Annotated in this window: 18 protein-coding genes; 9 read left to right on the top strand and 9 right to left on the bottom strand. The window is 74.3% G+C overall.

The features are described from left to right. Window positions 1-52 precede the first annotated feature (52 nt). Window positions 53-508 carry an Lrp/AsnC family transcriptional regulator gene (locus A4V12_RS00090; protein WP_064067061.1) on the bottom strand — a complete coding sequence of 152 codons (456 nt, stop codon included), beginning with the start codon at window positions 506-508 and terminating at the stop codon, window positions 53-55. Between the two features lie 10 nt (window positions 509-518). Next, on the bottom strand, window positions 519-1,982 hold the full coding sequence (locus A4V12_RS00085; protein WP_064067060.1) for an amino acid permease: 1,464 nt from the start codon (window positions 1,980-1,982) through the stop codon (window positions 519-521). Window positions 1,983-2,275: 293 nt separating this feature from the next. Between A4V12_RS00085 and A4V12_RS00080 the strand changes: the two genes are divergently transcribed. From A4V12_RS00080 to A4V12_RS00045, 8 genes are all read left to right on the top strand, one after another. Beyond that, window positions 2,276-3,295 carry a GDSL-type esterase/lipase family protein gene (locus tag A4V12_RS00080; protein ID WP_064067059.1) on the top strand — a complete coding sequence of 340 codons (1,020 nt, stop codon included), beginning with the start codon at window positions 2,276-2,278 and terminating at the stop codon, window positions 3,293-3,295. A 189-nt stretch (window positions 3,296-3,484) separates the two neighbouring features. Continuing rightward, window positions 3,485-3,715, top strand: coding sequence for a DUF5133 domain-containing protein (locus tag A4V12_RS00075; RefSeq protein WP_234372021.1), 231 nt, complete (start codon window positions 3,485-3,487; stop codon window positions 3,713-3,715). A 206-nt stretch (window positions 3,716-3,921) separates the two neighbouring features. Next, on the top strand, window positions 3,922-4,812 hold the full coding sequence (locus A4V12_RS00070; protein ID WP_064067057.1) for an STAS domain-containing protein: 891 nt from the start codon (window positions 3,922-3,924) through the stop codon (window positions 4,810-4,812). Then, on the top strand, window positions 4,809-5,219 hold the full coding sequence (locus A4V12_RS00065; RefSeq protein WP_064067056.1) for an STAS domain-containing protein: 411 nt from the start codon (window positions 4,809-4,811) through the stop codon (window positions 5,217-5,219). The genes A4V12_RS00070 and A4V12_RS00065 overlap by 4 nt, the downstream gene beginning before the upstream one ends. Next, window positions 5,203-5,751 (top strand): anti-sigma regulatory factor, encoded by a 549-nt coding sequence (locus A4V12_RS00060; RefSeq protein WP_234372019.1) that lies wholly within the window; start codon window positions 5,203-5,205, stop codon window positions 5,749-5,751. The genes A4V12_RS00065 and A4V12_RS00060 overlap by 17 nt, the downstream gene beginning before the upstream one ends. Then, a complete protein-coding gene (locus tag A4V12_RS00055; protein WP_064067055.1) occupies window positions 5,751-6,764 on the top strand; it encodes an ATP-binding protein in 1,014 nt (337 codons plus the stop codon). Before A4V12_RS00060 ends, A4V12_RS00055 begins: the two co-directional genes overlap by 1 nt. Then, on the top strand, window positions 6,761-8,128 hold the full coding sequence (locus tag A4V12_RS00050; protein ID WP_064067054.1) for a PP2C family protein-serine/threonine phosphatase: 1,368 nt from the start codon (window positions 6,761-6,763) through the stop codon (window positions 8,126-8,128). Before A4V12_RS00055 ends, A4V12_RS00050 begins: the two co-directional genes overlap by 4 nt. Window positions 8,129-8,206: 78 nt before the next feature. Continuing rightward, a complete protein-coding gene (locus A4V12_RS00045) occupies window positions 8,207-8,572 on the top strand; it encodes an ATP-binding protein (protein ID WP_064067053.1) in 366 nt (121 codons plus the stop codon). Window positions 8,573-8,744: 172 nt separating this feature from the next. Here A4V12_RS00045 and A4V12_RS00040 read toward each other — a convergent pair whose 3' ends face one another. From A4V12_RS00040 to fmt, 6 genes are all read right to left on the bottom strand, one after another. After that, window positions 8,745-9,593, bottom strand: a complete 849-nt coding sequence (locus A4V12_RS00040; protein ID WP_107415275.1) for a SigB/SigF/SigG family RNA polymerase sigma factor — start codon at window positions 9,591-9,593, stop codon at window positions 8,745-8,747. Window positions 9,594-9,756: 163 nt separating this feature from the next. Next, window positions 9,757-11,202, bottom strand: a complete 1,446-nt coding sequence (locus tag A4V12_RS00035; protein ID WP_064067051.1) for a GuaB1 family IMP dehydrogenase-related protein — start codon at window positions 11,200-11,202, stop codon at window positions 9,757-9,759. Window positions 11,203-11,437: 235 nt separating this feature from the next. Further along, complete coding sequence (locus A4V12_RS00030; RefSeq protein WP_199831190.1) at window positions 11,438-12,484, bottom strand: sugar-binding domain-containing protein; 1,047 nt, start codon at window positions 12,482-12,484, stop codon at window positions 11,438-11,440. 85 nt (window positions 12,485-12,569) lie between these two features. Further along, window positions 12,570-13,253: a ribulose-phosphate 3-epimerase gene (rpe, locus tag A4V12_RS00025; RefSeq protein WP_064067049.1), complete on the bottom strand. Its 684-nt coding sequence runs from the start codon at window positions 13,251-13,253 to the stop codon at window positions 12,570-12,572. Between the two features lie 146 nt (window positions 13,254-13,399). Next, window positions 13,400-14,821 carry an RsmB/NOP family class I SAM-dependent RNA methyltransferase gene (locus A4V12_RS00020; RefSeq protein WP_064067048.1) on the bottom strand — a complete coding sequence of 474 codons (1,422 nt, stop codon included), beginning with the start codon at window positions 14,819-14,821 and terminating at the stop codon, window positions 13,400-13,402. Between the two features lie 94 nt (window positions 14,822-14,915). After that, window positions 14,916-15,848 carry a methionyl-tRNA formyltransferase gene (gene fmt, locus A4V12_RS00015; RefSeq protein ID WP_064067047.1) on the bottom strand — a complete coding sequence of 311 codons (933 nt, stop codon included), beginning with the start codon at window positions 15,846-15,848 and terminating at the stop codon, window positions 14,916-14,918. A 229-nt stretch (window positions 15,849-16,077) separates the two neighbouring features. On the opposite strand from fmt, the gene A4V12_RS00010 reads away from it, so the two are divergent. Further along, window positions 16,078-16,599, top strand: coding sequence for a hypothetical protein (locus tag A4V12_RS00010; protein ID WP_064067046.1), 522 nt, complete (start codon window positions 16,078-16,080; stop codon window positions 16,597-16,599). Between the two features lie 199 nt (window positions 16,600-16,798). On the opposite strand, the gene A4V12_RS00005 is transcribed toward A4V12_RS00010, so the two are convergent. Then, a complete protein-coding gene (locus A4V12_RS00005; RefSeq protein WP_423564627.1) occupies window positions 16,799-18,979 on the bottom strand; it encodes a primosomal protein N' in 2,181 nt (726 codons plus the stop codon). Window positions 18,980-19,591: the final 612 nt, after the last annotated feature.

The following is a 19,591-nucleotide window of genomic DNA, read 5'->3' as shown; positions in this document are numbered from 1 at the left end:
GGGGGAGCACGTGCAGGGCGCCGCGGGCCAGGCGAGACTTTGCGGACACGACCTAGGCCGGCGAGCCGGAGGAGAAGCGCCGCAGCAGCGGCGAGAGCACCAGCACCGACTTGGTGCGCTCGACGAACGGCTCGCCCGCGATGCGCTCCAGCACGCGCTCGAAGTGGCGCATGTCGGAGGCGAAGACCTGGACGATCGCGTCCGCGTCACCGGTGACGGTGGACGCGGCCGCGACCTCCGGGTACCGCTCGAGACCGCGCTGGATGGTCTCGGGCGAGGTGTTGCCCCGTGCGTAGATCTCGATGAAGCCCTCGGTCTCCCAGCCGAGCGCCGCCGGGTCCACCCGGACGGTGAACCCGGTGATGGCTCCCTCCGCCCGGAGCCGGTCCACGCGCCGCTTCACGGCGGGCGCGGACAGGCCCACGAGCGAGCCGATGTCGGCGTAGGAGCGCCGGGCATCCTCGGCGAGGGCGTGGACGATGCGTTCGTCGAGATCGTTCAGTCGCACTACGGGTGGGTCACTTCTCTGCGGTGGCCAATCGGGAGCGGCGCATGCCGTAGAGGAAGTAGAACACGAGACCCACGGCCATCCAGATTCCGAAGACCGCCCAGGTGATCATGTCGAGGCTGTACATGCTGTAGCCGCAGAAGGCGAAGCCCAGGACCGGGAAGACCGGGCCGAACGGCACCTTGAAGCTGCGCTGCAGCTCCGGCTTGGTGTAGCGGAGGACGACGACCGCGATGTTGACCAGCGCGAAGGCGAACAGCGTGCCGATGCTGGTCGCGTTGACCAGCTCGCCCAGCGGGACGGCGGCGGCGAGGACGCCGCAGAACAGCGAGACGATCACGGTGTTCGTGCGGGGGGTGCCGGTCTTGGGGTTGACCTTGCCGAAGACCTTGGGCACCAGGCCGTCGCGGGACATCGCGAACAGGATGCGGGTCTGGCCGTACAGGACGGTGAGGACGACGCTGGCGATCGAGATGACCGCGCCGGCGGCGAGCAGGGTGCCCCAGAAGCTCTGACCGGTGACGTCGTTCATGATGGCGGCGAGCGACGCCTCCGAGCCCTCGAACTTCTTCCAGTCCCAGGCGCCGACGGCGACCGCCGCGACCAGCACGTAGAGCGCGGTGACGATGACCAGCGAGAGCATGATCGCGCGCGGCAGGTCCTTCTTCGGGTCCTTCGCCTCCTCACCGGCGGTGGAGGCGGCGTCGAAGCCGATGTACGAGAAGAACAGGATGGCGCCCGCCGCGCCGACGCTGCCCGCGCCGAGCGGCATGAAGTCGGAGTAGTTGCCGGACTTGAAGCCCATGAAGCCGATCGCGCAGAACAGGACCAGCGCGGCGATCTTGACGACCACCATGATCGTGTTGGCGCGCGCCGACTCCTTGGCACCGCCGAGCAGGAACAGCATCGCCAGCACGACGACGATCAGGGCCGGCAGGTTGAAGATGCCGCCGTCACCGGGCGGCGAGGAGAGCGCCGCCGGCAGGGTCACGCCGATGGTGCCGTCGAGGAGCTCGTTGAGGTAGTCGCCCCAGCCGACCGCCACGGCGGCGACGGACACGCCGTACTCCAGGAGCAGGCACCAGCCGCACACCCAGGCGACGAGTTCGCCCATCGTTGCGTACGCGTACGAGTACGAGGAGCCGGCGACGGGGATGGTGCCGGCCAGCTCGGCGTACGAGAGGGCCGAGAACAGTGCCGTGAGCCCCGCGAAGACGAAGGCGAGCGTGACGGCCGGTCCGGCCAGCGGGACGGCTTCGCCGAGGACGACGAAGATGCCGGTGCCGAGCGTGGCACCGATGCTGATCATGGTCAGCTGCCACATGGAGAGCGAGCGGCGGAGCGAACCGCCCTCACCCTGGCCACCCTCTGCGACCAGCACGTCCACCGGCTTGCGCCGGACGAGGGCGGAGAGCCCGGACGCCTTGGGCGCGGACGGCTCGGTGGCGGGAGGGGCTGTGCCTTGATCCAGCACTGCGGGGGCTCCTTCATCGCTGCGGGTCGGGACGGAGGGCGACCTGCGGCGGCTCACGGGCGTGTCGGAACGACCCGCGGGGAAGGGAGACCGCCGAGCAGGCGGTCACCGCCACTCCTGGTACGGGGCACGAGCCTAAAGGTCGGGCTTCGCGCTTGTAATGCATCGTTGTTGCGCATCGACGCATGATCATTGCGCACTTGGGGCACAGACGGGGAAACATTGCGCCCCGCCGCACGAATCGACACATTGGGGGCCCGAACAGGTGGTTCCACCGACCGGAGGAGATCCGTATGACCTGGCAGGATCCGGTGCCGTTCCTCCGCGGTACGGCCTGGGTGGACGAGGACGGCCGCGCGGTGCGCGCCGACCCGGCCCAGCTGGCGCGGCTGCCGTGGGAGACCGCCCAGCGAGCGGAGCTGCCCATCGGCGTGCGGCTGGAGTTCACGGCGTCGCCGGGCACCCGCGCGGTCGAGATCCGCTACCGGGCCGCCGTGCCGGAGGAGGGGCCGCGGGAGCTGCGTGAGCTGGCGCACTGCTTCGCGCTGTGGGAGGGCGGCACCTGTCTGCACGAGGCGTTCACCGAGCCAGCGGAGGAGGCGACCGTCACGGTGCCGCTGCCGGGCGGCAGGGGCCCGTTCACCGTGCATCCGCCCGAGAGCCAGGCCCCGGCCGTGCTCGGGCTGCGCGCCGTCGGCGGCGCCGTGTCCCCCGCTCCCCCGCGGCCCCGCTGGCTGGTCCACGGCGACTCGATCACCGAGGGCTGGTGGTCCACCCGCCCCGCCCACGCCTGGCCGGCCGTCGCGGGCCGGGCCCTCGGGCTGGACCCGGTCAACCTCGGCTACGCGGGCTCCGCGCGCGGGGAGCTCGCCAGCGCCCAGCAGCTCGCCGCCCTCCCCGCCGACCTCGTCACCCTGGCGTTCGGCACCAACTGCTGGTCCGGGGTGCCGTACTCCGCGCCGCTGCTGTACGAGACGACCCGGGCGTTCGTCGCCCTGGTGCGCCGGGGCCACCCGGACACACCGCTGCTGCTGCTCTCGCCGCTGCTGCGCCCGGAGGCGGAGGCCACGGCCAACGCCCTGGGCGCGACCCTCGCCGACCTGCGCGCCGCGATGGAGGAGGCCGCCCGGGACCTGGTCGCGGCCGGCGACGAGCACCTCGCGCTGCTGCCCGGCCGCGACCTGCTGGGGCCCGGGCATCTGGCGGACGGGCTGCACCCGGACGACGCCGGCCACGCGCGCGTGGCGGCCGCGGTCGCCGCGGCCGTCCGGAGCGATCCGGCGCTCGCGGGCCGGGCGCTGTCGCGGGCGTGAGCGATGTCACGGCGGGCGCCCGGCGCCGCCGCGCCGGGCGGGCGGGGCGGGGCGGTGTGAGGGAGCCGTCGCGGAGTTCGGGGGAATGACCGCGAAAAGGCGGGGTAGGGGCGCCTTCGGTCGGTGACGTCGCGCGCCGGCCCCCGACTCACGTCCGGGTCCCGTCCAGAAGGAGGTTCTGTCGTGCTGATGGCGCACCCGTCGATGCTGCGCAAACTCGTGGCCAGGTATGAGGAACTGGCCGCACCCGGTGCGGACTCGGGGGACCCGAGGGTCAAGCGTCAACGGGAGGACACCGCTTACACCCTGTGCGTGTCCACCGGTACGCGTGACATACGTGACGCGCTCCGGGTGGCCAGACAGACCATCGCGGCGGCCGGCGAACCGGTGGCCGTCTCGACGACGTCGGCCTCGCGCTGAGCGGACGGGGAGGGCGGCGACCGGCACTCTCCGGTCGCCGCCCTCGGCGTCGGCACGCGGAGTCACGTTTCTTCGCGGCGTCGCCCGGCGACTACCATCCAACCGCCGTTGAACACGAGAAGCAGGACGGGCGGCCGCCTCGTCGATGTTTCCGGCACCTTGCCCGGGAAACCCGCCCGTCCTGTTTCCGACTGCGAGAGGTGCTTGTGAACACCAGCGAATCGAGCGTGCGGGACCGCCTCTGCGAGGCCCTGCGGGAGCGCGAGGAGGAGATCGCGGACCGGTGGGTCCGCCTCCAGCTGGAGCAGGCGGTGCTCAGCACGGACATGAGCGAGCACGAAGTCCGCGAGGAAGCCGACCTGTTGATCTCCGCCCTCGCCGCGGGCCTGGCGAGCGACGTCCCCGTCGAGCGCCTGGTGACGTCGCGCAACGAGCTTCGCCAGACGGTGATAGAGCTGTCGCTGCGCCGCGCGCGGGCAGGCGCCTCGCCGACCGCCACGTCGATGGCCGTGCTCTCGCTGAAGGAAGCGCTGCTGTCCGCCGTCCAGCACACCACCCGCGACTCGGCCGAGCTGTTCTCCGCCGCCATCCTGGTCAACCGGCTGCTCGACGCCGCCGGGGTCCTCTCCTTCGAGACGTACGTCGAGGGCCGCGAGGAGATCATCCAGCGGCAGAGCCGGCAGCTGCTGGAGGTCTCCACCCCGGTGGTCCGCCTGTGGCGGCACGTCCTCGCCGTCCCGCTGATCGGCACGCTGGACACCGCCCGTACGCAGGTCGTGATGGAGAGCCTGCTGCAGGCGATCCAGGACAACGAGGCCCAGGTCGCCATCATCGACATCACCGGTGTACCGGCCGTGGACACGGCGGTCGCCCAGCATCTGATGCACACCGTGAACGCGGTGCGGCTGATGGGCGCCGACTGCGTGATCAGCGGTATCCGGCCGCCCATCGCCCAGACCATCGCCCAGCTCGGCATCGACCTGTCGACCATCCTCACCCGTGCGACGCTCGCGGACGCCCTGGCCGCCGCCATCCAGCTGACCGACCAGCCCGCCGTCGGCCAGGACGCCGGCACGGCCCGGTCGGTGACCGCGTGACCGCCCCCCGAGCCACCGGCGTACCGATCCTGCGGCTCGGCGACGTGCTCGTCACCGGCCTGCTCAACGAACTGGACGACCAGTCGGCGGTGGCGTTCACCGACGAGCTGACCGAGCGGATCGCCGGCGACGGCGCCCGCGGCGTCCTGATCGACATCTCGCGGCTGGAGATCATCGACTCGTTCGTGGCGCGCACGCTGATGGAGCTGACCACGATGGCCCGTCTCCTCGGCGCCCGGGTGATCGTGGCGGGGATGCGGCCCGCCGTCGCGATCACCCTGGTCGAGCTGGGGCTCCAGCTGACCGGCGTGGAAACCGCTCTCAACGCGGAGCAGGGGCTGACCGCGCTCGGCTGGCACCGCATGCCCCGACCCCCGGGGGAGGCCCGACGTGACGCTCCACGGTGAATGGCTGGCGGGCTCCGAACTGATCGCCCAGCGGTCCGCTCCGACCGGCGCCCCGGCCACCTCCGGCCGGACCGGCGGCCGCACCGGCACGACCGGCGCCGCGGAACCGGCGGCCCCGGCCGGCGGCCCGGGCGGCACCTCGCGCTTCAACGTCGCCTCCGAGGAGGACCTGCTGACGGTGCGTCACGCCGTGCGGGCCGCCACCGTGGAGGCGGGATTCGGCCTGGTCGACCAGACCAGGATCGTCACCGCCGCCAGCGAACTGGCCCGCAACGCGTACGTCCACGGGGGCGGCGGCTCCCTGGAGATCGAGATGCTCACACGGGGCGGACGCAGGGGCCTGCGGCTGACGGTCCGCGACGACGGCCCCGGCATCCGCGACCTCGACGAGGCGCTCACCGACGGGTTCACCACCGGATCGGGTCTCGGGCACGGCCTGGGCGGCGCACGCCGGCTGATGCACGAGTTCCAGGTCCACAGCGTGCCCGGCGAGGGCACCACGGTGGTCGTCGCGCGCTGGAACGACCGCTGATGGGCGCACCCGTGTCGGTCACCGCCCACATCCGGGTGGACCACTACAGCGCCGTCCAGCTGGCGGCCACCACCGCCCGCCGGACGGCGCTGGACCAGGGGCTCTCGGGCGCCCTGCCGGACCAGGCGGCCGTGCTCGCCAGCGAGCTGGCCGGCAACATCGCCAAGCACGCCCACAACGGCTCGCTGTACATCCAGCCGCTGCCCCTGCGCACCGGCGTGGAGATCCTGGCCGTCGACCGCGGCCCCGGCATGGCCGACCTGGAGCAGTGCCTGACCGACGGGTACACCACCAGCCGCACGCTCGGCTCCGGTCTCGGCGCGGTGCGCAGGATCGCGGACGAGTTCACCGTGCGTACGCGCGAGGGCGTCGGCACCGTCGTCTCCGCCCGCCTGGGCGAGCCCGGTGACGCCCCGGCCGGGGCGACGTCCGGCGTCGGTGCCGTGCGGGTCCCCGCCGACGGGGAGCGCCTGTGCGGCGACTCCTGGGGCGTCGCGGTGACCGGGGAGGTGCGCACCGCTCTGGTGGTGGACGGACTCGGGCACGGCGGGCCCGCCGCCGAGGCGGCCGACCTGGCCGTACGGGTCTTCCACCGCGACCCCGGCCTGCCGCTCCCCCGGCTGCTGCACGCCATGCACCGCGCGCTGCGGCGCAGCAGGGGCGCGGCGGTCGGGCTGCTGCGGCTGTCCCCCGAGGGCGTCGACCAGTGCTCGGTGGGGAACGTGCGGACCCTTCTGCTGGGCCACGACGGGGTCCGCCGGCGCTTCGGCGGCCAGCCGGGTGTGGTCGGCTGGAACATGCCCGAGCCGCGGGTGCAGCGGGTGCCCGCCGAGCCGGACGCCGTCGCCGTGCTGCACAGCGACGGCGTCGACGCCCGCTGGACGCACACCCTGACCCCCTTCGTCAGCGGGCTGCCGGCACCGCTGCTGCCCGGGGCCCTGGTCCACGAACACCGGCGCAGCCGGGACGACGCGACCGTCCTGACCCTCGGCCCGGCGCGGAGAGAGCCATGAAACCGCAGATCACCACCGTCCACTCGCTGGCCGGGCTGCGCAGCACCCTGCGCCGCCTGGCCCACCGGATGGGCCTGCCCGTCGAGCTGCGCTACCGGCTCGCGCTGTCGGCCGTCCGGGTGGCCGGCGCCGAGCTGGCGGCCGGCCGGCCCGTGCTCCTGGAGACGGTGCCCCCGCAGCCCTGCGGGGAGGGCGCGGGCGAGCGCCCGGCGGGCTCCCGCCCGTTCGGCGGCCGTTCGGCGGGCACGCGCCCGGACAGCACCCGCCCGGACGGCGCGCGCCCGGACGGCACGCGTCCGCACGGCGACCGGGCGGAGGGTCAGGACACCGGCCGGCTCGTCGTCCGGCTGCACCTGCCGCACGCGCCGCGCCGGCCGTCGCTGGAGGGGCTGCCGCTGCCGGCGGAGCGGCTGCCGGGGACGACCGCGGTGTGGCGGGTGCCCGTACCGCTGCCGGCCGGCGGCGGGGACGCGGGCAAGGACGATCCGCCGGGCCTGGTCGACCTGCTGGAGGAGGAGCTGAGCGCGGCGGTCGACCGGGCGGACACGCTCGCCGAGGACCACCAGCGGCTGAAGCACGAGCTGGCGGAGACGAACAGCGGCGTGCTCGCCCTGTACGTCCAGCTGGAGGAGCGCGACGAGCAGCTGCGCCAGGCGCACGGGCGGATACTGCGCCAGTTGGAGGACGCCCTGCGCCCGCCGCCGGTCCAGGTGCCAGGCCTGGAGATGGCGGTCCACTACGAGCCGGCGGAGAAGCACGCTCCCACCGGCGGCGACCTGTACGACTGGTTCGTCCTGCCGGACGGCACGGTGCACATCACGGTGGTGGACGCCCTGGGCCACGGACTGACCAGTACGCGCAGCGCGCTCAACGTCACCCACGCCGTACGCACGCTGGCCCTGGAGGGCCATCCCCTGGACTCCATCGTCGCCAGGACCGACGAGGTGCTCGCCACCTTCGACCACGAGCTGATGGCCACCGTCCAGCTGGTCCGGCTCGACCCGGTCACCGGTGAGCTGGTGCTGGCGAACGGCAGCCACCCGCCGGCCCTCCTCGTCAGGGCGGACGGGGAATCGTCGCTGCTGGAGGTGCGCGGCCGGGGCATCGGCTTCCCGCTGCCCGGCTCCGAGCGGCTGCTGCGCGACCGCCTCGACCCGGGCGATCTGCTGGTGCTCTACACGGACGGGCTGACCGAGAGCCGCCGGGACCCCCGGGAGGGCGAGCAGCGCCTGGCCCTGGCGGCCGGCCGGCACCGGCACCGTCCGATAGAGGACATCCCGGCGGCCATCGCGGCGGAGATGCACACGGTGATCCTGCATCCCGACGACACCGTGGCCCTGACCGTGCGGCGCACGTCCGGCTGACCCCCGCCGGGTCCGTGGTGAACGCACGAGGTCTGGGTATGCGAGCGGTGAGGAACGAAGGAGCCGCTCGTGGTTGTCATGATTTCGCCCTACGTCGACTGTGCGTCGGCCCGTGACTCGGCCGCGCGCTTCGTGACCCAGCACTGCCCGTGGGCGGACCTGGACGCGGTTCAGTTGGTCGTCACCGAGCTGACGGCCAACGCCCTGCGCCACACCGACGGCTGGTGGCGGCTGCGGCTGTCCGCCGAGCCCGATGTGTTCTCCGTGGAGCTGGACGACTCCAGCCCGGTGTTCCCCGAGGCGCGCACGCCGGACTTCACCGGCGGTGGCGGCGGCTTCGGCTGGCCCATGGTGCTGAGCCTGGCGGGCCGCGTGGAGGTCCGGCCGACCCCGGCGGGCAAGTCGGTCCGCGCGATCTGGTCGCACGAGCCGGAAGCCGCCTGACCGCCCGGGGCCGCGAGGGTCGCGCCGCGCCCCGCAGAAGCGCGCCGGCCATTGCGGAGAGGGCCGACGCGGAGAGCCCACGAGAAACCGTAGAGGGACCGGACGAACGGGATCCGCCGACGCCCGGGGCGCAATGCCCCGGGCGTCGGTGCCGGCCGGCGGACCGGCGGGGTCACTCCACGGCCAGCAGGCCCTCCCTGAGCCGCGCGGTGATCCGCGAGAGCAGCCGTGAGACGTGCATCTGGGACACGCCCAGCACGGCACCGATCTCCGACTGCGTCATCTCGTCCACGTACCGCATCTGCAGGATCCGCCGGTCGCGCTCGTCGAACTGCTCGATGAGCGGCTTGAGCGCCTGTACGTTCTCGACGATCTCCAGCTCGCGGTCGGGCTCGCCGAGCCGGTCGCCGAGGGTCTCGGAGGAGTTGTCGCCGCTGTCGTCGAGGGGCAGGTCGATGGAGCCGGCGGTGTATCCGTTGGCGGCGACGAGTCCTTCGAGGATCTCCTCCTCCTCCATCCCCAGGTGCTCGGCCAGTTCGGCCGGGGTCGGGGAGCGGTCGAGGCGCTGGAAGAGCTCGTCGGTCGCGCGGGCGATGTCGATGCGCAGCTCCTGGAGGCGCCTCGGCACGTGCACCGACCAGCTGGTGTCGCGGAAGAAGCGCTTGATCTCGCCGACGACGCACGGCATCGCGAAAGTCGTGAACTCCACTTCGCGGCTGAGGTCGAAGCGGTCGATGGCCTTGATGAGCCCGATGGTGCCGACCTGGATGATGTCCTCCATCTGGTCGGCGCGGTTGCGGAACCGCGTCGCCGCGTACTTGACCAGGGAGAGGTTGAGTTCGATCAGCGTGTTGCGGACGTACTGATACTCCTCGGTGCCCTCCTCCAGCACGGCGAGCCGGTCGAAGAAGGCCTTGGAGAGCTCCTTCGCGTCCTTCGGAGCCACCTCGCCGGGGTTGCGGACCTCCGGCAGATCGGTGATCGTCTGCGGGCCGGTACCGGTCGAGATCGTGGTCGCCATGGACACTGCACCCTCCCTATTCATCTTCGTACGTTCGCAAGGCGCGTGTACCCGCCTTGCGGCGGAGCACGCGTACGGATTCGGCCCGGGGCGAAAAAAGCGGAACGGCCGCCTCTCGCACGGGGTGAGGGGCGGCCGCCCGGGCCGGGCTTCCGACGGTGTGTCAGCTCCAGCTGGCGTGCAGCGGCTTGCCCTCGGCGTAGCCGGCGGCGCTCTGGACGCCCACGATGGCCTTCTCGGCGAACTCCTCGAGGGAGCCGGCGCCGGCGTAGGTGCACGAGGAGCGCACACCCGCGATGATCGAGTCGATCAGGTCCTCGACGCCCGGACGGGCCGGGTCCAGGAACATCCGCGAGTGCGAAATGCCCTCCTCGAAGATCGCCTTGCGGGCCCGGTCGTACGCGGACTCCTCGCTCGTGCGGTTGCGCACGGCGCGCTTGGAGGCCATGCCGAACGACTCCTTGTACAGGCGCCCGCTGGCGTCCTGCTGGAGGTCGCCGGGGGACTCGTAGGTGCCCGCGAACCAGGAGCCGATCATCACGTTGGACGCGCCGGCGGCGAGCGCCATGGCGACGTCGCGCGGGTGGCGGACACCGCCGTCGGCCCACACGTGCTTGCCGAACTTCTTGGCCTCCGCGGCGCATTCGAGGACGGCGGAGAACTGCGGACGGCCCACGCCGGTCATCATGCGGGTGGTGCACATGGCGCCGGGGCCCACACCGACCTTGATGATGTCCGCGCCGGCCTCGATGAGGTCGCGCACGCCCTCGGCGGCGACGATGTTGCCCGCGACGATCGGCACGTGCGGGTCGAGGCCGCGGACGGCCTTGACCGCGGCGATCATCGACTCCTGGTGGCCGTGGGCGGTGTCCACGACCAGGGTGTCGACGCCCGCGTCGAGGAGCTGCTTGGCCTTGCCCGCCACGTCGCCGTTGATGCCGACCGCGGCGGCGATGCGGAGCTTGCCGTCGGCGTCGACGGCCGGCGAGTACAGGGTGGCGCGCAGCGCGCCCTTGCGGGTCAGGATGCCGGCGAGGCGGCCGTCCTTGTCCACGGCGGGGGCGTAGCGGCGGTTGTGGTGGTCGAGGGTGTTGAACGCCTCGCGCGGGTCGATGTCCGCGTCGAGCAGCAGCAGCTCGTCCTTGGACATGACCTCGGACAGCTGGGTGAAGCGGTCGACCCCGGACAGGTCCTCGTCGGTGACGACCCCGATGGGGCGCTGGTCGGCGTCCACGACGACGCCCGCGTTGTGCGCGCGCTTGGGCAGCAGCGACAGCGCGTCGGCGACGGTCTGGTGGGGGTCGAGCACGATCGGGGTGTCGAGCACGTGGTGACGGCTCTTGACCCAGGAGATGACGTCGGTGACGACCTCGATCGGAATGTCCTGGGGGATGACGACGAGGCCGCCGCGCCGGGCGACGGTCTCGGCCATCCGCCGGCCCGCGATGGCGGTCATGTTGGCCACGACCAGGGGGATGGTGGTCCCGGTGCCGTCGGGGGAGGACAGGTCGACACCCTGGCGGGAGCCCACGGCCGAGCGGCTAGGCACCATGAATACGTCGTCGTACGTGAGGTCGTACGGCGGCTTCAGGTCATTGAGGAAACGCACGTGCTGAACATCCCAGTCGTTCGGAGTTGGCCCCCGGGCATTTCAGCCGGGGGGAAAACGCACGTACTTCATTGTCCCATGGCCGCACCGGCGTAGGCCCCGGGCGAAAGCCACAGCGCCGCGGAGGGCGCCTGGTGGCTTCCTCCAAGCCGGGTCCGGCGCGGTGCGTCACGCAAAGGCGGCGGGCGGGGCCGGCCAGGACCGTCCGTCCCGTCCGCCCCGCCCGCCCTTCGTCCTATTCGTCCGGGTCCGTGCGGTCCAGCGCCGGGCGCGGGCCGGGGGTGAACTCCGTCAGGAGGTAGTCCGCCGCCATGGTGTCCGTGACCAGGCTGGTCACCAGCCCGGAGCGGAGCACCGCGCCGATCGCCGCCGCCTTGCGCCGGCCGCCCGCGATGGCCACGACCTCCGGGATGCGCCGCAGCCGGTCGGCCTCGACGGTGATGCAGCGCTCCCCCAGGTCGCGCCCGACCCGGCGGCCGGCCGAGTCGAACAGGTGGGCCGACATCTCGGCCGCGACGCCCAGCGAGGCGTAGTGCGCCCGCTCCTCGTCCGTGAGCATGTCGTGGACCGTGGAGATGCCCGGCTCCCAGGAGCCGATGGACACCGCCGCGACGGTGACCTTGTCGAAGTACTCGAAGGCGCGGGCGATGCCGGTCTGGTTGCGCAGCGCCGCGGCGGTCGCCGGGTCGGGCAGCAGCATCGGCGCGTAGATGGGGTGCGCCTCGCCCCCGGAGACCTGGGCGGCGCGGCGCACCGCCTCCACCGAGCCGCGCTCGGCGGTGCCCGCGTCGTACACGCCGGTCAGCTGGACGACCGTGCAGGGCGGCAGCCGGTCGAGGGCGGCAGCCATGTGGATGGTGGACCGGCCCCAGGCGAGGCCCAGGACGTCGCCCTCCGCCACGAGCTCGCCGAGCAGGTCGGCCGCGACCTCGCCCAGGTTCTCGGGGTCCGGCGAGGCGTCCTCGCCCTCCGGCGGGGACTCGACGACCACGGCATGACGCAGCCCGTATCTGGCGCGGAGCGCGTCGGAGCGCTCGGCGTCGAGCTCGGCCGGTACGCGGATCTCGATGCGTACGAGGTCACGCTCGAGGGCGGTCTCCAGGACCCGGGCCACCTTGAAGCGGCTGACGCCGAACTCCTCCGCGATCTGGATCTTGGACTTGCCCTCGAGATAGAAGCGACGGGCCATGGCCGCCGCCTGCACGAGCTCCGCGGGTCCCATCCGCAGGGCTGGCCGTCCCGCCGACATAGCAGACACCGCGCTCTCCTCACTGCTGTTCACACTTCGGATCGCCATCCTTGCAGATCCGGCGGTCCGTGATCGGTCCTGTTGGGCTGCGTTCATCTGCCCGTGGTTCACCCGTGGCTCAGTGGCCGCACGCCCACGCGGCCGTGGCGGTCGCCGCGGTGGCCTGTTCGCGCAGGGCCCGCACCGCGGCGGCCGGGTCCTCCGCTCCGTACACGGCGGAACCGGCGACGAACACGTCGGCACCGGCCTCCGCGCAGCGCTCGATGGTGGAGGCCGAGACCCCGCCGTCGACCTGGAGCCACAGCTGCAGGCCGTGCTTGGAGATCAGCTCCCGGGTACGGCGGATCTTCGGCAGCATGATGTCCAGGAACGCCTGGCCGCCGAAGCCGGGCTCCACGGTCATGATCAGCAGCATGTCCAGCTCGGGGAGCAGGTCCTCGAACGGCTCGATGGGGGTGGCGGGCTTGAGCGCCATCGACGCCCGCGCCCCCTTGGCCCTGATCTCGCGCGCCAGCCGGACCGGTGCCGCGGCCGCCTCCACGTGGAAGGTCACCGACCCGGCCCCCGCCTCGACGTACTGCGGGGCCCAGCGGTCGGGGTCCTCGATCATGAGGTGGCAGTCCAGCGGGGTGTCCGTCGCGCGGCTGAGCGACTCCACGACGGGGACGCCCAGCGTGAGGTTGGGCACGAAGTGGTTGTCCATGACATCGACGTGGAGCCAGTCGGCACCTTCGACGGCTTTCGCCTCCTCGGCGAGGCGGGCGAAATCGGCGGACAGGATGCTGGGGTTGATCTGGGCCATGAGCCAAGCGTGCCATGTCCCATGGGGTTTCTTTTACCCGATGCCCGTGCGGTCCTCCCCGGACGCGGCACACTTGCCGCATTACCGGCGAAACAGCGCCCCCGCCGGGTGCGCCGGAGCGCGTTCGGGCGGTACGCCGGGCGGTCTCACGCGGTGCGCCGCAGCAGCGCCAGGTACATCGCGTCGGTGCCGTGCAGGTGCGGCCAGAGCTGTACGTCCGGGCCGTCGCCGAGCGCGGGGACGCCGGGCATCAGCGGCCTGGCGTCGATCAGCTCGGCGCCGCCGTGCCTCTTGAGGACGCCGTCGACGACCACGCGGGTCTCCGCCAGGTGCGGCGAGCAGGTCGCGTAGCCGACCACCCCGCCGACCCGGACGGCCCGCAACGCCTCGGTGAGCAGGGCGCGTTGCAGCGGCCCGAAGCTCTCCAGGTCCTCCGGGCGGCGGCGCCAGCGGGCCTCGGGCCGGCGGCGCAGGGCGCCGAGGCCGGAGCACGGCACGTCGACCAGGGCCCGGTCGAAGGAGCCGGGGCGCCACGGCGGGCGGGTGCCGTCGGCGGTGATCACCTGGTACGGGCCGGGGTTGCCGGCCAGGGCCCGGTCGACCAGCCGGGCGCGGTGCGGCTGCTTCTCGGAGGCGAGGAGCGTGGCTCCCCGCCCGGCGGCCAGGGCGCCCAGGAGCGCCGCCTTGCCGCCGGGGCCCGCGCAGCCGTCGAGCCAGCGGGCGTCGGGGCCGTCGAGCGGGGCGTTCGCGAGGGCGAGGGCCACGAGCTGGCTGCCCTCGTCCTGGACGCCCGCCCTACCCTCGCGCACCGCGTCGATCGCACCGGGCTCGCCGCCCTCGGCGAGCCGTACGGCGTACGGCGACCAGCGGCCGGGCAGGCCGGACTCCTCGCCCAGGACGTCCAGCAGCTCGGCGGGGGTGGAGCGGCCGGGGCGGGCCACCAGGGTGACCTCCGGCCGCTCGTTGTCGGCCTCCAGCAGGTCCTCGATGCCGGCGCGTCCGCCGCCGAGCGCGTCCCACAGGGCGGAGACGATCCAGCGCGGGTGCGAGTGCACGACCGCCAGGTGGTCCTCGGCGTCCTCGTCGTACGGCGGGGCGACCTGTTCCAGCCATCCGTCGAGGTCCTGCTGCGCGATCTTGCGGAGCACCGCGTTGACGAACTTGGCCCGCCCGTCGCCGAGCACCACCCGCGCCAGCTCCACGCTCGCCGAGACCGCCGCGTGCGTGGGGATCCGGGTCCCGAGCAGCTGGTGCGCGCCCAGCGCGAGCACGTCCAGCACCGGCGGGTCGACCTCGCGCAGCGGGCGGTCGATGCACGCGGCGATGATCGCGTCGTACGTGCCCTGGCGGCGCAGCGTGCCGTACACCAGCTCGGTGGCGAGCGCGGCGTCGCGGCCGTCGAAGCCCTCCTTCTCGCGCGCCTTCCGCAGCAGCGGCGGCAGGACGAGGTTGGCGTACGCGTCCCGCTCGTCGACGGCGCGCAGCGCCTCGAAGGCCAGGATCCGTACCGGGTCCTTCTTGGGGCGGCGGTACGGCTTGGGGGGACGGCGACGGGACTGCTCGCTCAAAAGGTGCTCCGCTTCCGGTGTGGCTCGAACCCTTTCAGCCTACGTCGGCCCCGCCCGCCGGTCGTCCACCCCCACCCGGTCGCGCCGGCAGTCCTCAGACGCCGGCCCTCTCCCCCGGCGCGATCCGCACGCCCCGGGCCCAGTCCGCGCCGCGCATCGGCTTCTTGCCCTGGGGCTGCACCCACAGCAGTTCCACCGCGTGGGAGCCGGTCCCCACGTACACGTTGTTCTTGGCGGCCGACAGCTCGCCGGGGGCGAGGTCGGCACGGTCCTGGACGAGGGCCGCCTGGACGATCTTGAGCCGCTCGCCCCGGAAGAGGGTCCAGGCACCGGGGGCGGGGGTGCAGCCGCGGACGACCCGGTCGACCCGGAGCGCGGGCGCCGTCCAGTCGACGTGCGCGTCCTCGACGGTGAGCTTGGGGGCGAGGGTGACGCCCTCGGCGGGCTGCGGGACGGCCTTCAGGGTGCCGTCCTCGATGCCGTCCATCGTCGCGGCGAGCAGCCCGCTGCCGGCGAAGGCGAGCCGGGTCAGCAGGTCACCGCTGGTGTCGGTGGGGCGCACCTCCTCGGTGACGACGCCGTACACCGGGCCGGAGTCCAGGCCCTCCTCGATCAGGAAGGTCGACGCGCCGGTCACCTCGTCCCCGGCCATGATCGCGTGCTGTACGGGGGCGGCGCCGCGCCATGCGGGCAGCAGCGAGAAGTGCAGGTTGACCCAGCCGTGGGCGGGCACGTCGAGGGCGACGCGCGGCAGCAGCGCGCCGTAGGCGACCACCGGACAGCAGTCGGGGCCGATCTCCCGCAGCCGCGCCAGGAAGTCCTCGTCCCGCGGCCTGGCCGGCTTGAGGACCTCGATCCCGGCCTCCTCGGCGCGCTGGGCGACGGGGCTGGCGACGAGCCGGCGGCCGCGCCCCGCGGGGGCGTCGGGCCGGGTGACGACGGCGGCCACCTCGTGCCGGTCCGAGGCGATCAGGGCGTCCAGGGCGGGTACGGCGACCTCGGGGGTGCCTGCGAAGACGAGCTTCATCAGTGGCTGACTGCCTGTCTGTCCGGTGGCGGTGGTGGGCGGCGCACCAGTTTAGGCGCCGGTGCGGCGGGGGGCGTACGTCGCCTTGCGCGCCCTGGGCATATGCGGATACGCCCCCGCAGCGTGACCCCGACCACGGGTGGCGCGTTGGTCAAGGCAGATTGACCGAAACGGGCCGCCGCCACGGAGCGGCCCACCCCTTTTCAACGCCGGTTCGAGAGGCTTGTCAATGGCCGACCACGCAACCCACGACGCCCAAGCCCGGGCGAGCCTGCACCTGTTGGTGCGGGACATCGAGCGGGTCCGCCGGCAGGTGGACGCGCTGCGCACGCTCACCGCCCAGCTCGGCAATGTGTACCGCCCGCGGCGATCCGGCCCGTCCACGGGCTTCGTCGTCTACGGCAGGGCCCCGGCCCCCACCGTGCGGCTCGCCCAGGAACTGCGGGACAGCGTCGAGACGCTGGTGACCGCCGCGGTGGACTTCGACCGTTCGCTGGGCTTCTCGTGGGACGCGGTGGGCTCGGCGCTCGGTGTCACCAAGCAGGCGGTCCACCGCCGGTACGGCACGCGGCGGGCCACGGCCCCGCAGCCGGGCCCGGCCGAGACCGACCACACCGTCGAGCCGGGGGGCACGCGCACGATGCCCTCGGTGCCGGCCGCGCGCTCGATGCCGCCCCAGCCGACGTCCGGCTCCCAGACCCTCCGCGAGGAGGTCCGCCCGAGCGCCTTCCCCGGCCCGCGCAACGGCTGACCCCACCCGGCCGCCCGGCCCTCACCCCCCGGGGCCGGGCGGCCACCCATGTCCGGCGACACCGGTACGCCGCGCACTCCGCCCCCGTACCGCCGCCGCCCCTGCCGCCTCGCACCGCGCCGCCGCCCCTGCCGCCTCGCCTCGCACCGCCCGCCGCCCGGGCCGGGCACCGGGCGGGCTCCTCCGGAGCCGGGGGCCGTCAGCCGATGTCGGGCGGGTCGACCCTGATGCGCACCGGTTCGGGGCCGCCCCGGGCCAGCCGCGCCGCCTGCGCGGCCTTCAGCGCGGCCGCCAGCGCCGCTCCGCTGCCCGGTGGGACCCGCAGCAGGGCCCGCTCCCAGACCTCGCCCGGCGGCGGGTCACCGGGCCGCCGCGGCGCACCGGGCGGCGGGGGCGGCAGCGGCACCGGGCCGAGCACCTCGGCCTCGGCGGGCAGCTCGGCGGCCGTGAGGAACGCCGCCACCGCCTCCGCCCGGCCGGTCACGGCGGCCATCCGGGAGACCGGCGGGAAGCCCAGCTCGGCCCGCTCGGCCAGCTCCCGCTGCGCGTGCCCGACCGGGTCCCACCGCACCAGCGCCTGCACGGGCCGCAGGGTCGGCTCGGCCACGATCACGACGGTGCCGCCCTCGGCCTGGCCCCGCACCAGCGAGGCGGCGTCCATCCAGCGCCGCAGCGCCTCCTCGCCGGCCCGCAGGTCGGCCCGGCCCAGCATGGCCCAGCCGTCCAGGAGCAGCGCCGCCGCGTAACCGCCCTCGGCGACCGGCTCGGCGCCCGGGGTGCTCACCACCAGCGCGGGCCGGGCGGGCACGGTGTCCAGGACGTGGTCGCGCCCCGAGGTCCGTACGGGCACGGCCGGGAAGGCCCGCCCCAGCTCCTCCGCCGTCCGGCGGGCGCCCACCACCTGGGCGCGCAGCCGGACCGCGCCGCACTCCGCGCAGTGCCAGTCCGGCGCGCCCCTGCCGCACCAGCCGCACCGCAGCTCGCGCTGTTCGGGCGCCTCCAGGGGCCCCGCGCAGTGCCGGCACCGCGCGGGCGTCCGGCACCGCTCGCACGCCAGCCGGGGGACGTACCCCCGCCGGGGCACCTGCACCAGCACCGGACCGGACTTGAGTCCCTCCCGCGCCGCCTGCCAGGCGAGCGACGGGAGCCGGGCCGCCCGCGCCGCCTCGTCGCGCGCCAGCTCCCCGTCGCCCACCGTCCGTACGAGGGGCGCGGCGGCCCTGACCTGGTCCCGGGGCGCCACCAGGGGCCGGGCCCAGCCGCTCTCGACGAGCTGGGCCGCCTCGACCGTGCAACTGGTGCCGCCCAGCAGGAAGCCGCACCCGTCGTGCGCGGCGCGCAGCAGCAGCACCTCGCGCGCGTGCGGCAGCGGCGCGTGCTGCTCGCTGTGGCTGGAGTCCCCGTCGTCCCAGATGGCCACCAGGCCCAGGTCCCGCACCGGGGCGAACATCGCCGCCCGCGTACCCACGACCGCGCGGACCGCCCCGCGCCGGACGGCGAGCCACTGCCCGTACCGCTTCTCGGGCCCGGCCTCGGCGGTCAGCACCGCGTGCCGCCCCTCCCCCACGACGGCGGTCAGCGCCGCGTCCACCCGGCCGGCCGCCCGCCCGTCGGGCACCACGACCAGCGCGCCGCGCCCGGAGGCGAGGGTCGCGCCCACCGCCCTGGCCAGCTCGTCCGCCCAGTGCGGACCGGGCAGCGCGTTCCACACCGCCCGCGGCGAGCGGCCCCCTGCGAGCGCCGCCAGGAAGGCCGGGCCCTGCGCGTACCGCTCCCAGGTGCCCGGTTCCGGTGCGGCGGGTGGCGGCAGCGGCTGCGGCGACGGCTTCCGCTCGGCCTTCACATGGCGCGGCGGGACCGCCAGCTGGAGCACGTCCGCGAGGCTCCCGGCGTACCGGTCGGCCACCGCCCGCGCCAGCCCGAGCAGCTCGGCGTCGAGCACCGGCTCGGGCGACACCACGTCGGCGAGGGCGGCCAGCGGGCCGGGGTAGTCCGACTCGGCGCGGCGCTCGACGAGGAACCCGTCGATGAGCCGCCCGCCCTCCCGGCGTCCGTCGCGCACCTGGTGGGCGCCCGCCCCGAAGCGGACGCGCACCCGGACGCCGGGCCGGGCGACGGCGTCGAGCTCCTCGGGCACGGCGTAGTCGAAGAACTGGTCCAGGTGCAGGACGCCCTTGTTCACGACGACCCGGGCGACCGGCAGCTCCTTGGCCAGCGCGGCCCCCCGCCAGGTGCGCGGCTTGGCCCGGGGCACCTTCGCCTTGCGCACCGTCTCCCGTATGAGCGCGAGCTGCTCGGGCGGCTCGGCCCCCCGGCCCCCGCCTTCCCGCTTCCCGTCGTCGCTGCTCACAGCCACATTCCTACCAGAGCCCACTGACATCGCCCCTGCCGTCACCGGCACGGGCCCGGGGCCCGCGAGCACGACCCCCTCCAGGCTCCCGCCGCCACCCGAGCGCCCCGCGAGCGCGGCCCCCTCCAGCCTCCCGCCGCCACCCGAGCGCCCCGCGAGCCGCGGCCCCCTCCAGCCTCCCGCCGCCACCTCGAGCGGCCCCGCGACAGCCTGCCGGAACGCCCGCGCGGGCGACCCCGGAACACCCGCACGCCGGATGACCGGGCCACCGCATCGCCGGATCGCCGGATCACCCGAACACCCGATCGCCGGTGCGGCAGACGCCGGGAACCAGCGGCGGGTACGCCGAAACGCCGGAGTCCGGCGCCCCCGCGGGGGTGCCGGACTCCGGACGGTGTGGGCGGCGGACCCTAGGCCGTGTCCGCAAAGTCTCGCCTGGCCCGCGGCGCCCTGCACGCGCTCCCCCAGAGGGGGGCCCCCCAGCGGCGTTGTTGTCGGTCACCATGGCTCCCTCCTCCGCCTTGCGATCGCACGCACCGGCCACCGCGACCCCCGCCCTCCGGGCGGACGCCGATACTTTGCGGACACTCCCTCGCCGCCCAGGACCGCGGCGACGCGGTCGCGCACCCCCCGCGGGTCGAG

It is taken from the genome of Streptomyces noursei, from assembly GCF_001646665.1.
GTDB lineage: Bacteria > Actinomycetota > Actinomycetes > Streptomycetales > Streptomycetaceae > Streptomyces > Streptomyces lavendulocolor.
This window is presented reverse-complemented; position numbering and strand designations above follow the sequence as displayed.